Below are 13,591 nucleotides of genomic sequence, written 5' to 3'. Positions count from 1 at the left end.
CTATGGGGTACATGTTTAAGATTTTTGCTTGCTTGATAACCGTCAGTAATTTATTGGAATTAATTATTTTATTATAGTTTTTGATATATATAGTTTTTACTATTTTCTGTATGTATAAATTTGAATGAAAAATTCACTGCATGAATAAATGATTCGCTGATGTGGAAAAGAAAAACTTTTTAAATTAATTCAGTCGATAAATATGAATCAATGAATAACCGGGCAGAGTGACCGTCCACCCGGCTTTATTACCTCTTACGCTTCTTGCTCAATGAGTTCCGGCTCTTCTTCCAGCAGCCCTTCGTTTTGCGCCAGCATTGCCGTTGCAATCCCGTTGCCCAGCACATTAATTGCTGAACGACCCATATCGAGGAAATGGTCGATCCCCATCAGCAGCAAGATCCCTGCGACAGGAATGTTGAAGCTTGGGATGGTCGCGGCTAATACCACCAGCGCGGAACGTGGCACGCCTGCGATACCCTTGGAAGCCAGCATCAGCGTCAGCATCAGAACGGTGACTTCGGCGAAACTCAGATGAATATTGTAAGCCTGCGCGATAAACATCGACGCAAAGGAGCAGTACACCATCGAGCCGACCAGGTTAAAGGAGTAACCAATCGGCAGAACGAAGGAGACAATATTGCGTGAACAGCCGAAGCGGGTGAGCTGCTCAAGGGTTTTCGGGTAGGCCGCTTCGGAGCTGCTGGTGGTAAACGCGACCAGCACTGGATCTTTCAGCATGCTGACCAGGCGGAAAACCTCTTTTTTCAGCACCATGTATCCCACCGCCAGCAGCACCAGGCAGGTGAGCATAATCGCCACGTAATATCCGCCGATAAAGGAAGCGTAGTTGAGCAAAATCCCCAGCCCCTGAGTGGCGATGACGGACGAGATGGCCGCGAAAATCGCCAGCGGCGCAACGTACATCACATAGCCCGTGACTTTCAGCATGATGTGAGACACCACATCCAGCGCAGCGACGAGGGGGGCATTGAACTTCTCGCCCAGAGACGCGCCGCCGATGCCAAAGAACATCGAGAAAACGACGATTTGCAGAATTTCGTTATTCGCCATCGCCCCGACAATACTGGTCGGAATGGTGTGCGACAGGAAGCCCTTCAGTGACATCCCGCTCACTGCCAGCCCGGTGTCGACAGAACCGGCGGGGATCGTCAGGTTCAGGCCCGTACCCGGCTGTTCGAGAGTGACAATAAACAAGCCGACCAGAATCGACAGCACGGAGGAGCTGATAAACCACACCATCGCTTTACCGCCCACGCGGCCAATGGTGGAGGTTTCGCCAAGCTTCATGATGCCCACCGTCAGCGTACTAAACACCAGCGGCGCGATAACCATTTTGATCAGTCGGAGGAAAATATCGGTGAGGAGTGTGATGTTGTCTGCCCAGGTCGCGATCGCGTCGGCAGACGCGTACTCGTGAATGGCTGCCCCTGAAAGAATACCCGCTAGCATGAAAATCACGATGAACAGCGTGAGTTTGTTTGCACTTGCCACGAAAAAAGACCCTCTGTTATGCGCTTAAGTTTCATCAGTGCGCTGAGTCATATAATTTTTTAATTTCAGCGCACAAATACATTCATCGCATAAATTGAAGTAAAGCGGATACAGATACAACTATTTTTTAAGTTTTATTGATTTTGTTATCTATATGTGACCGATATATTGTGACTTAAATCACAGTATTATGAATATATCCTCCTGATGCCGACTTTTAAACCTGCCCGGAAAGTAATAACTGTCTGTTTTATATGAAAATAAAGTGTCAATACCGCAAAGGCATGAGGCGAAGCGGAGCAGGTGGTTGAACCCCGATCCATAAACTAAATTCACAATGAGTGCTCATTGGGAAGGTTAAGTGCTGCTAACGGATTGAGTACTCTCAATAAAATACGAAAAAACGAAGGGCACACTTCCTGGAGGGCTGTAAATGAAAAGTAAACTCCTTCTGATCTGTACGGGCGGCATGCTGGCGTTAGCGGCACATCAGGCGATAGCGGTGACCAGTAGCGGAACCATCGGCGCTACCCTGACGCTAACCAACGGTTGCCTGATCAACGGCTCTCCGACGCAAAACGGTATTAATTTCGGTAGCCTCGACTTCGGGACGCATCCCGCAACCTTCTCAACACTGACTACCCAGCTTGCGGGGGCCAGCGGCGGGAATACCTTCACCATTCAGTGTACGACCGCCAGTTATACGGTGGCGATCACCGGAAACACCAACTCCACCGCGCCAGGCACCGTCGTCGGTACGCCGGGCACGCCCGCACGTTATCTGGTGAATACCGCCAACACCGCGCAGGGTGTGGCCTATAGCCTGTTTAGCGACAGCGGATTTAATAACATCATTGCCAACAACGCACCGCTCCCGGTGGCTTCCACCGCAGGCGGCGTCGACAGTTACACCCTGTATGGCCGCATCACCGGGGGCGGAAACAGCGTCACCGTGGTACCGGGAACCTATACGGACACTATTAACGTTAGTGTGACCTACTAGTTCAAGCGCCGGAAATGACCGAAGTCATCGCACGTCTGCGAAATATCGCAGAGGGAAAACTGCGCCTTTTTTTGGCTCTCTGCGCCGGGTTAGTGACGGCGGGAACGGCGCACGCGGTCACCTCGCAGTCGTTTCAGGTGTCGGCGACGATAACGCCCGGCTGCTCGGTGACGACAGGCACCGGTGGGGTGCTCGGTACGCTCAACTTCGGTACGCGATCGGGCGTCGCCACCGGGCAAGTTAGCACCAGTTTTGTGCCGAACGGATCCTTGTCGATCGCCTGCACACCGAATGTTGCGCTGAGTATGAGTATCGACGGGGGGCAACATTATTCTTCCGTACGCCGAATGCAGCGCGCCAGCGGCACGGAAATGGTGGCCTACCGGCTGTACAGCAGCAGTTCGCTGGCGGCAAACAGTGAGATCGGGGTCAATCAGGCGGTGCCGGTGACCTATACCAATAGCAACAATATTGCGCTGCCGCTGTTTGGTGTGGCGCTTTTGACAGGGTTTAGCCCTGCCGGAACCTATTCAGATCAACTCACCGTGACGTTGTCATGGTGAAACAGGGAGAAGGGCAATGAAGGCACCAATGATTCGCTATGGCGTACTGGGGATGTGGGCGATGCTGGCCATGATGTCGGGACGGGCCAATGCGGCGGCGACGATTTTGCTCTGGCCGATTGACCCCTGGCTTTCGGCCGACACCAAAGCCACCGAGCTGTGGATCCAGAACCAGGGGAACAGCGCCACCACCATGCAGGTGCGAATTATGCGCTGGAAACAGGAGAACGGATTTGAGCGCTACACCGCTCAGCAGGATGTGGTTGCCAGCCCGCCGATTGTCACTATCGGCAAAGACGGCAAGCAGCTGATTCGCCTGATCAAACAGGGCAACGTTCCGATGGGCGTTGAGCAAGCCTACCGCATTATCGTCGATGAAATCCCCCAGCCCGCTGACAAATCTCAGCCTGAAATTGGCCTGAAAATCCAGATGCGCTACTCCATTCCGCTGTTCGTTTACGGACAAGGCATCCCAACAATAAAAGAGGGGGCGCATCACGCGCTGGCCGATACGCAAAATCTGAGCTGGAAGATTATTCAGGAAGGAGGAAAACCCGCGCTACAGGTGCGTAATCAGGGGGACGTTCACGTCCGTTTAAGCCAGGTGGTGCTGGATAAACGCACCATCGCTGACGGTCTGCTCGGCTATGTTCTCCCGGACAGCACCCGCAGCTGGCCGCTTCCGGCGGGCGTGCATCAGGCAAGCCAGATGAGTGCGCAAATTAATGCCGGGAATACGCAATGGCAGTCGGCGCCCGTCCACTGAAACCGGCGATGATTATCCTGCTTTGTGTCTCGACCAGCGCCTGGGCCGAATCTGGCGATGACAGTTTACCGCCCCCGCCAGATGCGCAGGCGATAAATAGCGAAGCAGTGTTTCAGCTCTCGGTGGTGATCAACCACTATGACACTGGACTGGTGGTCCCCGTCACGCAGCGCAACGGGACCTTTTTTATCTCCAGTGCGGATCTGCTGCGCGCGGGTTTACCGCCGGAGCAGGTGCCCAACGGTGAGGTCGATCTCTCCCGTCTCTCAAAGGTGCGCGTTGAATATGACAGCGCTGCCCAGCGCCTGCTGCTTAACGTCCCCCGCGACTGGATATCGGCCCGCGTTACCCCTTTTAGCGGCCAGCCGACCCAAAGCAAACCGCAGTACGGCAAAGGGGCGCTGCTCAATTACGATCTCTACACCAACCACACGGAGCATATTGGCGGCCAGGCGTCGCTCTGGCATGAGTTCCGCTATTTCAATGAAAACGGCTCGCTCTCCTCAACGGGGTATACCCGCAAAAGTTTTGCCGGTGACACGGGCCAGCAGGAAGGGTACGTACGTTACGACACCACGGTGATGATCACCAACGAAGACGACGCCACAACCTGGACGGTCGGAGATGTGATCAGCGATGCCCTGAGCTGGAGCAGCAGCGTGCGCATGGGCGGGATCAGCTACGGACGCGACTTCTCCCTGCGCCCGGACCTCGTCACCTGGCCGCTGCCGGAGTTTTCCGGTGAAGCGGCGGTGCCAACCTCCGTGGATCTGTTTATCAACGGCTACCGTTCCGGCTCCACGCAGCTCCAGCCTGGCCCGTTCACTCTGACCAATCTGCCCTACATCAATGGTGCAGGGGACGCCGTGCTGATCACCACCGATGCGCTCGGGCGTCAGGTCAGCACCACGATGCCGTTTTATGTCACCAGCGATCTGCTCAAACAGGGGCTGAGCGACGGGGCGGTGACGCTCGGCAGCCTGCGCCGCAACTACGGTATTGAGAATTTTGACTACGGCCCGGCGGCGGGCAGCGGCTCCTATCGCTACGGCTTAACCGACTGGCTGACGCTGGAAGGGCATGGCGAGGCCGCCGAGGAGCTGGCGCTGGGCGGCGCAGGAACCGTGGTGAAACTCGGGCGCTACGGCGTGGTGAATTCTTCGTATACCCACAGCCGGATGCGCGGAGACGATGGCGGGCAGATCAACTGGGGCTATCAGTACAGTACCAGCGCGTTCAGTCTGGCGACGCAGCACTCCCGACGCGATCGCGGCTACGGCAACCTGGCGCTCTACGATCAGCCGACAATCTATGATGAACACGACCAGCCGATCGCCAGCCTCAGTCGCAACACGGATCAATATTCCCTGACCTTTAATCTCGGGGAGTACGGCAATATCGGCGCGGCGTGGATTGGCGTCGAGAGTTTTGATAGCCAGAAAACCGAACTGCTGAACCTGTCGTGGAGTCGCAACCTGTGGGGGAGCAGCAGCATCTATCTCGCCGCCAGCCGCGATCAACAGCGCGGCGACTGGACGGTGGCAATGTCCCTGCAAATTCCGATTGGCGAACGCGACAGCGCCGCCGTCACCCTCGAAAACACGCCGGATTCCGGCAGCACCCAGCGCATAAACTACAACCACTCTATGCCCTCCGACGGCGGGCTGAGCTGGAACATGGCGTGGGCCAATCAGTCAAAATCACGCAACTACCAGCAAGGGACGCTGGGCTGGCGCAACAACAATATCGAAGTGCAGGGCGGCGGTTACGGCGAACAGGACATGATGACCTGGTGGGGCGAGGCGATGGGGTCCATCGTGCTGATGGACAACGAGCTGTTTGCGGCCAACAAAATCAACGATGCCTTTGTGGTGATCAGCACCGATGGTCACCCGGATGTACCGGTCAATTATGAAAACCAGCCGGTCGGTAAAACCAACCGCAATGGCTATTTGCTGGTGAGTGGCGTGTCGGCCTACTACCCGGCGAGTTACAGCATCAATACCCTGAATCTGCCCGCCGATACGCGGCTTAAGGAGACAGAACGCCGGGTGGCGATTCGCCGTCATAGCGGTTTTCTGGTGGATTTCCCGATGGAGCAGGAGCGGGTGGCGAGCGTCATTTTGCACGATCCGCAGGGGCTGGCGATTCCGGTTGGCAGCCAGGTGCGGCGCGCCTCGCGCAGCACGGCGGTGGTCGGTTATGACGGCATCGCCTGGCTGGAAAATCTGACCGATGTGAACCCGCTGGAAGTGATTTTGCCGGAGGGGAAACGTTGCTACGCCACGCTGACGGTGGGCGCCAATCCGGAGCATAAACTGCAAACTTTCGGGCCGTTGACCTGCCGGGAGGCCCCGTGAAACGTCTGCTGATCGCCCTGGTGCTTCTGATACTCTCGGGCGGCAGCTGGGCGGCCTGTACCGTCAGCACCGTCAACGCCTCGTTTGGCAGCGTGACTTCGTTTGCGCTCAGCGGAACGGGCGAAGTTGAAACCACCGGCACGCTGGTGGTGAGCTGCGATGCGATCCTGAATTTACTCACCAATGACTCGGTCACCCTGAACTACACGGCGGCGACCGTCTCGGCCAACAGTCGTGCGACAATGAAACGCACGGACAATGCGGCCATCACTGACGTCATCCCCACGCGGCTGTGCGGGCTGTCGGGCTGTTCCGGCAGCAGCGAAGTGCAGATCGCCAAAGCCTACACCTGGAGCGGCAGCACGCTGTTAAATCTGCTGGGTGCCAAGCAGTACAACATTCCACTCTATTTTCGCACGGTGGCGGGGCAAAACGTGACGGCGGGGCCTTATCAGGTGGTGCTGACTTTCAGCATCAACTACAACGTCTGCTCCGTGGGTGCCGTGGGTTTATGCCTCACGCCTCAAACCGGTACGGCGACGACCAGCATTACGCTGAACATGAACGTCACCAACAACTGTAGTGCGATGACCACGCCCAACGTCAACTTTAACAGCGCGCCGCTGGTGCAAAATTTCCCCACCGTCTCGCAGGCCATTGCTGTCACCTGCACCAAGGGCAGCGTCTATACCATCGGCATCAACAACGGGGCGAATACCCTCAACGGCGTGCGGCGGATGGTAAGCGGCAGCAACTACATGAGCTACGACATCTATAAAGAGGCGACCACCAACCGCTGGGGAGGCAGCGGTACCGAGCGCTGGACCAGCGCCACCTCATCGCTGCTGAGCGCTGACGGGCTTTTGCGTACCTATAACTACACCGCCAAAGTGCTGACCAGCCAGACCACACCCCCCGCCGGAACCTATACCGACACGTTGATCGTCGACGTCGCATTCTGAATTGACGCTTTTCCCTTTCGCAAATGTAAAGTTCCCTCAGCCTTTGCCGATAACACCGTTAATAAATCTTAGAGAAGGTGTTGTATGTTGAACCGTATCCGCGTTGTCACAATGCTGATGATGGTGCTGGTCATTTTCGCACTTCTTCAGCTTATTTCCGGTGGGCTGTTTTTCTCATCCTTAAAAAATAATCAGCAGAGCTTTGCTGTTTCGAACGACTTACGCCTCCAGCAAAGTGAACTGACGTCGACCTGGGATCTGATGCTGCAAACGCGTATCAACCTGAGCCGTTCTTCTGCGCGCATGATGATGGACCCGAACAACCAGCAAAGCAGCGCGAAAACGGATCTGTTGAAAAACGCCCGCGCCACCCTGGCTGACGCCGCAAAACATTACGACGCCTTCAAAAAGATTACGCCGCTGCCTTCGATGGTAGAGGTGAGCGAGAACATTGACGAAAAATACACCGCCTATGCGGCCGGGCTGACGGAACTTATCCAGTTCCTTGAGAGCGGAAACATGGACGCCTATTTCGCCCAGCCGACGCAGGGGATGCAAAATGCCCTCGGTAAAGCGCTGGGGGAATACGCCTCGGCCAGCAGCGAGCAGTATCACACCGCCTTTAATGAAAGTAAGGACGACTACCGCTTTGCCAAATGGCAAATGGCGATCCTCGCGCTGGCGCTGGTGATCGTGCTGGTGGGTGTCTGGTACGGCATTCGCGCGATTCTGCTGAATCCGCTGGGCCGGGTGATTGGTCACATTCGTGAGATTGCCAGCGGCGATCTTACAAAAACGCTGGTGATCTCCGGTCGCAATGAAATCACCGAGCTGGCGAGCAGCGTGGATCACATGCAGCGCTCTCTGACCGATACGGTGACGAATGTGCGTCAGGGTTCGGATGCGATTTACACCGGCACCAGCGAAATCGCCATGGGTAACAACGATCTCTCCTCGCGTACCGAAGAGCAGGCCTCTGCGCTTGAAGAGACCGCCGCCAGCATGGAAGAGCTGACCGCCACCGTGAAGCAAAACGCCGATAACGCCCGTCAGGCGGCACATCTGGCTGAAAGCGCCTCCGAAACTGCCCAGCGCGGCGGCAAGGTGGTCGATGGTGTGGTGAAAACCATGCACGAGATTGCCGGTAGCTCGAAAAAAATCGCCGATATTATCAGCGTGATCGACGGAATTGCCTTTCAGACAAATATCCTGGCCCTCAACGCCGCTGTCGAAGCCGCACGAGCGGGCGAGCAGGGGCGCGGATTTGCGGTGGTGGCCGGTGAAGTGCGCAACCTGGCGAGCCGCAGTGCCAACGCGGCAAAAGAGATTAAATCCCTGATTGAAGATTCCGTGGCGCGCGTTGATACCGGCTCAGTGCTGGTGGAGAGCGCCGGGGAAACCATGACCGACATCGTTAACGCGGTCACGCGCGTCACTGACATCATGGCGGAGATCGCTTCGGCATCCGATGAGCAGAGCCGCGGGATTGACCAGGTCGCACTGGCGGTCTCGGAAATGGATCGTGTGACACAACAAAACGCCGCGCTGGTGCAGGAGTCCGCTGCGGCGGCCGCTGCGCTGGAAGACCAGGCGAGCCGTCTGAAGATGGCCGTCTCGGCGTTTCGCCTTACCTCTACACCTCAAAATACGGTGGCGTCCAGGGCAGCACCTGCCGGGACCGCGCCTGCCGCAAGGGTGAAACACACTCGTGCGTCGGCAGCCGGACAAGAAGAAAACTGGGAAACATTTTGACTGATAGTTAACCGCGGCTGCTGGCCGCTTGATGGGAGCGTGGATGTTAAATCGTATTCGTATCTCGACCACACTGTTTTTGATTCTGATCCTTTGCGGTGTGTTGCAGGTTGGCAGTAATGGATTGTCTTTCTGGGCTTTTCGCGATGGCTATCAGAACTTACAGGAAGTTGAGACGAGTAATCAGCAGCGTTCCACGCTTGCACAAACGCGCGCAGTGCTTCTGCAGGCCAGCACTGCGCTGAACAAAGCGGGCACATTAACGGCATTGAGCTACCCGCCAGATGATATTAAGGCGCTGATGACCACCGCGCGGGACAGCCTCAAGCAGGCCGACGCGCAGTTTAAAGCCTTCAGTGCGCAGGAAGCGGTAAGCGATAAAGGGAAAGCGCTGAAAGCCGAAATGCAAAAGGGCTATGCCCAGTGGCACAGCGATCTGGAGCATCAGGCGACCTGGCTTGAGAACAACCAGCTGTCAGACTTTCTGACCGCGCCGGTGCAGGACTCGCAGGCCGCGTTTGATAAAGGTTTTAACGCCTGGCAGCAGGATATCAATCTGTTCGTCGAAGAGGCGAGCAGCGACAGCCGGGCCAGCTACCACATGTCGGGCGTGATTTTCGCCACCATGGTGATTCTGGCGGCACTGTTGACCGGCGGGGCGCTGCTCTGGTCGCGCAAGATGATCGTATTGCCGCTGGCAATCATCAGCAGCCACTTTGACAGTATCGCTAAGGGCAATCTGGCGCGTCCGGTGGCGGTGTTCGGGAAAAACGAAATTTCCGCCATTTTTGCCAGCCTGAAAGCGATGCAAGGCTCGCTGCGTGAAACGGTGACCGATGTGCGTCAGGGCAGTTATGCCATGCACACCGGGATTTCTGAAATCGCGGCCGGGAACAATGATTTGTCGTCGCGCACCGAACAGCAGGCGGCCTCTCTGGCGCAAACGGCGGCCAGCATGGAACAGTTAACGGCGACCGTCAGCCAGAACGCCGACAACGCCCGTCAGGCGTCGGACCTGGCAAAACAGGCTGCGCTGACGGCGAAAAAGGGGGGCGAACAGGCCTCTAACGTCGCCACGACGATGCAGCAAATCGCCACCAGTTCGCAGAAAATTGGCGACATTATCAGCGTGATTGACGGTATCGCGTTCCAGACGAACATTCTGGCGCTGAACGCCGCGGTCGAAGCGGCACGAGCCGGTGAGCAGGGGCGTGGATTTGCCGTCGTGGCGGGTGAAGTACGTAATCTCGCCAGCCGCAGCGCCAACGCCGCGAAAGAGATTAAGATGTTGATTGAAGAGTCCGTTTCCCGCGTACAGCAGGGATCGGAGCTGGTTGATACCGCCGCTCACACCATGACGGAGATTGTCACTTCCGTAACGCGTGTGAACGACATTATGGGCGAAATTGCTTCCGCCTCAGACGAACAGCGTCGCGGCATTGAGCAGGTTGCTCAGGCTGTCACGCAGATGGATCAGGTAACGCAACAGAACGCTTCTCTTGTCGAAGAAGCGGCTGCCGCTACTGACCAGCTCGCCAGTCAGGCCGATCATTTGACCAGCCTGGTGGCAGTTTTTAACGTGAAAGAGCAAGTCGAAACAGTAGCAGAAGTCGGGCGGTCGCAGGCCGTGCCAGTTGTATCCTGAAAGTGAATTAAGAAGGCGCTATGACCTCACCAAACCCCTCGGGGCAATCGTCATTATTGCAGCAAATGACCCAGCGCCTTGCGCTGTCCGACGCGCATTTTCGTCGGATATGTCAGTTGATTTACCAGCGTGCGGGGATTGTGCTTGCCGATCATAAGCGAGACATGGTCTACAACCGGTTAGTCCGGCGTTTACGCACGCTGGAGCTGGATGATTTTGGCCGATATCTGGGCATGCTGGAGGCCAATCCCAACAGCGCAGAGTGGCAGGCGTTTATCAACTCCCTGACCACTAACCTGACAGCGTTTTTCCGTGAAGGTCACCACTTCCCGGTGCTGGCGGAACATGCCCGCCGTCGTAGCGGGGAATACCGCGTCTGGAGCGCAGCGGCGTCGACCGGGGAAGAGCCGTATTCGCTGGCGATTACCCTTGCCGATACGCTGGGCATGGCGCCCGGTCGCTGGAAGGTCTACGCCAGCGACATCGACACCGAAGTGCTGGAGAAAGCGCGCAACGGCGTCTATCGCCAGGACGAACTGAAAACCCTGTCGCCTCAACAGCTACAGCGGTACTTCATGCGCGGGACGGGGCCGCACGAAGGGCTGGTGCGCGTGCGCCAGGAGCTGGCAAATTGCGTGGAATTTGCTCCGGTGAATCTGCTCGATAAGCAGTACAACGTGCCGGGTCCTTTTGATGCGATTTTTTGCCGTAACGTGATGATTTATTTTGATAAAACGACGCAGCAGGAGATTCTGCGCCGTTTTGCTCCGCTGCTTAAGCCTGACGGCTTACTGTTTGCCGGGCATTCGGAGAACTTCAGCAACCTGGCCCGCGAATTTGTGCTGCGCGGGCAGACGGTTTATGCGCTGAGTAAGGAAAAAGCATGAGTAAGATCAGGGTGTTGTCTGTCGATGATTCCGCGTTGATGCGCCAGATCATGACTGAAATTATCAATAGTCATAGCGACATGGAAATGGTGGCGACAGCCCCGGATCCCCTGGTCGCGCGGGATTTAATCAAAAAATTTAACCCCGATGTGCTGACGCTGGACGTGGAGATGCCGCGTATGGACGGCATTGATTTCCTTGAGAAATTAATGCGCCTGCGCCCTATGCCAGTGGTGATGGTCTCCTCGCTGACCGGGAAAGGGTCAGAGATTACCCTGCGTGCGCTGGAGCTGGGGGCGGTGGATTTTGTCACCAAACCGCAGCTGGGCATTCGCGAAGGGATGCTCGCTTACAGTGAGATGATCGCCGAGAAGATCCGCACCGCGTCACGGGCGAAGCTGGCGGCGCATAAACCCGCAGGCGTGCCTGCCACGCTCAAAGCTGGGCCGCTGCTCAGTTCGGAAAAACTGCTGGTGATTGGGGCCTCAACGGGAGGAACAGAGGCAATTCGCCATGTACTCCAGCCATTGCCGCTCTCAAGCCCAGGTATTCTTATTACTCAGCATATGCCGCCGGGCTTTACCCGCTCATTCGCCGAACGTCTGAACAAGCTGTGTCAGATTAGCGTGAAAGAGGCAGAGGACGGCGAACGCGTCCTGCCGGGGCATGCCTATATCGCGCCGGGTGATAAGCATATGGAGCTGGCGCGCAGTGGCGCGAACTATCAAATCAAAATTCATGACGGTCCGCCGGTTAACCGGCACCGTCCGTCAGTGGATGTGCTGTTTCATTCGGTGGCGAAACACGCGGGGCGCAACGCCGTTGGGGTGATCCTGACGGGGATGGGTAACGACGGGGCCGCCGGAATGCTCGCAATGCACCAGGCTGGCGCCTGGACGATTGCGCAGAATGAAGCAAGTTGTGTGGTGTTCGGCATGCCGCGCGAGGCCATCAATATGGGTGGCGTGAGCGAAGTGGTCGATCTTAGCCAGGTTAGCCAGCAGATGCTGGCGAAAATCAGTGCCGGACAGGCAATACGTATTTAATGAGGAGTAGTTTTTTATGGCGGACAAAGAGCTCAGATTTCTGGTTGTGGATGACTTTTCCACCATGCGTCGTATCGTGCGCAACCTGCTGAAAGAGCTGGGTTTTAATAACGTTGAAGAAGCAGAAGATGGCGTTGATGCCCTGAACAAACTGCAGGCCGGTGGCTTTGGTTTTGTTATCTCTGACTGGAACATGCCTAACATGGATGGTCTGGAGCTGCTCAAAACAATTCGCGCTGATGGCAGTATGTCCTCTCTTCCGGTTCTGATGGTGACCGCAGAAGCGAAGAAAGAGAACATTATTGCGGCAGCACAGGCGGGCGCAAGCGGTTATGTGGTGAAACCATTTACGGCGGCGACTCTGGAAGAGAAGCTCGGCAAGATCTTCGAGAAACTCGGCATGTGAGGTGCTGGTGATGATGCAACCTGCTATGAAACCGGTTGAAGAACATTCAGCCAACGAGATTATTGCCCGCATCGGCAGCCTGACGCGTATGCTGCGCGACAGCCTGCGCGAGCTGGGACTCGACCAGGCGATTGCCGAAGCGGCGGAAGCGATTCCTGATGCACGCGATCGTCTGGACTACGTTGTGCAGATGACCGCACAGGCAGCAGAGCGCGCCCTGAACAGCGTGGAAGCCTCTCAGCCGCATCAGGATGAGATGGAAAAGGGCGCAAAAGCCCTGAGCAAACGCTGGGATGAGTGGTTCGAGAATCCGATCGAACTGGCTGATGCCCGCGAGCTGGTCACGGATACTCGCCAGTATCTGGGCGATGTCCCTGGACACACCAGCTTCACTAACGCGCAGCTGCTGGACATCATGATGGCGCAGGATTTCCAGGACCTGACAGGTCAGGTTATCAAGCGCATGATGGATGTGATTCAGGAAATCGAACGTCAGCTGCTGATGGTTCTGCTGGAAAACATGCCAGAGCCTGCTGCGCGTCCGAAACGTGAGAATGAAAGCCTGCTCAATGGCCCGCAGCTCGACACTTCCAAGGCGGGCGTTGTCGCAAGCCAGGATCAGGTGGACGATCTGCTGGACAGTCTCGGCTTCTAATCGCGACGGTTTTTCTCAGGCTGCAGCGGCA

At 56.5% G+C, this 13,591-nt stretch carries 12 protein-coding genes; 11 read left to right on the top strand and 1 reads right to left on the bottom strand.

Annotation, left to right across the window (positions count from 1 at the left end; translation table 11 throughout):
• Positions 1–255: 255 nt before the first annotated feature.
• The gene (locus ACB496_RS13245) at positions 256–1,515 is read right to left on the bottom strand and encodes a dicarboxylate/amino acid:cation symporter (protein WP_129036081.1); all 1,260 of its coding nucleotides are present in this window, start codon (positions 1,513–1,515) and stop codon (positions 256–258) included.
• A gap of 433 nt (positions 1,516–1,948) precedes the next feature.
• On the opposite strand from ACB496_RS13245, the gene ACB496_RS13240 reads away from it, so the two are divergent.
• From ACB496_RS13240 to cheZ, 11 genes are all read left to right on the top strand, one after another.
• Positions 1,949–2,518, top strand: coding sequence for a spore coat U domain-containing protein (locus ACB496_RS13240; protein WP_100779749.1), 570 nt, complete (start codon positions 1,949–1,951; stop codon positions 2,516–2,518).
• Positions 2,519–2,532: 14 nt separating this feature from the next.
• A complete protein-coding gene (locus ACB496_RS13235; RefSeq protein WP_371972825.1) occupies positions 2,533–3,081 on the top strand; it encodes a spore coat U domain-containing protein in 549 nt (182 codons plus the stop codon).
• Positions 3,082–3,097: 16 nt separating this feature from the next.
• Complete coding sequence (locus ACB496_RS13230) at positions 3,098–3,847, top strand: molecular chaperone (protein WP_107703348.1); 750 nt, start codon at positions 3,098–3,100, stop codon at positions 3,845–3,847.
• Positions 3,823–6,207 carry a fimbria/pilus outer membrane usher protein gene (locus ACB496_RS13225; protein ID WP_102103999.1) on the top strand — a complete coding sequence of 795 codons (2,385 nt, stop codon included), beginning with the start codon at positions 3,823–3,825 and terminating at the stop codon, positions 6,205–6,207. Before ACB496_RS13230 ends, ACB496_RS13225 begins: the two co-directional genes overlap by 25 nt.
• Positions 6,204–7,169 (top strand): spore coat protein U domain-containing protein, encoded by a 966-nt coding sequence (locus ACB496_RS13220; protein ID WP_371972824.1) that lies wholly within the window; start codon positions 6,204–6,206, stop codon positions 7,167–7,169. Before ACB496_RS13225 ends, ACB496_RS13220 begins: the two co-directional genes overlap by 4 nt.
• Before the next feature lie 84 nt (positions 7,170–7,253).
• Complete coding sequence (gene tar, locus ACB496_RS13215) at positions 7,254–8,921, top strand: methyl-accepting chemotaxis protein II (RefSeq protein ID WP_100779754.1); 1,668 nt, start codon at positions 7,254–7,256, stop codon at positions 8,919–8,921.
• 43 nt (positions 8,922–8,964) lie between these two features.
• Positions 8,965–10,566, top strand: a complete 1,602-nt coding sequence (gene tap / locus ACB496_RS13210) for a methyl-accepting chemotaxis protein IV (RefSeq protein WP_371972823.1) — start codon at positions 8,965–8,967, stop codon at positions 10,564–10,566.
• A 20-nt stretch (positions 10,567–10,586) separates the two neighbouring features.
• Entirely contained in the window at positions 10,587–11,453 is an 867-nt protein-coding gene (gene cheR, locus ACB496_RS13205) for a protein-glutamate O-methyltransferase CheR (RefSeq protein WP_100779756.1), read from the top strand.
• On the top strand, positions 11,450–12,499 hold the full coding sequence (locus ACB496_RS13200; RefSeq protein ID WP_100779757.1) for a chemotaxis response regulator protein-glutamate methylesterase: 1,050 nt from the start codon (positions 11,450–11,452) through the stop codon (positions 12,497–12,499). The genes cheR and ACB496_RS13200 overlap by 4 nt, the downstream gene beginning before the upstream one ends.
• Positions 12,500–12,515: 16 nt before the next feature.
• Positions 12,516–12,905, top strand: a complete 390-nt coding sequence (cheY, locus tag ACB496_RS13195; protein WP_100779758.1) for a chemotaxis response regulator CheY — start codon at positions 12,516–12,518, stop codon at positions 12,903–12,905.
• 10 nt (positions 12,906–12,915) lie between these two features.
• Entirely contained in the window at positions 12,916–13,560 is a 645-nt protein-coding gene (cheZ, locus tag ACB496_RS13190) for a protein phosphatase CheZ (RefSeq protein WP_100780859.1), read from the top strand.
• Positions 13,561–13,591 lie beyond the last annotated feature (31 nt).

Source organism: Lelliottia nimipressuralis (assembly GCF_041464075.1).
Taxonomy (GTDB): Bacteria; Pseudomonadota; Gammaproteobacteria; order Enterobacterales; family Enterobacteriaceae; genus Enterobacter; species Enterobacter nimipressuralis.
This window is presented reverse-complemented; position numbering and strand designations above follow the sequence as displayed.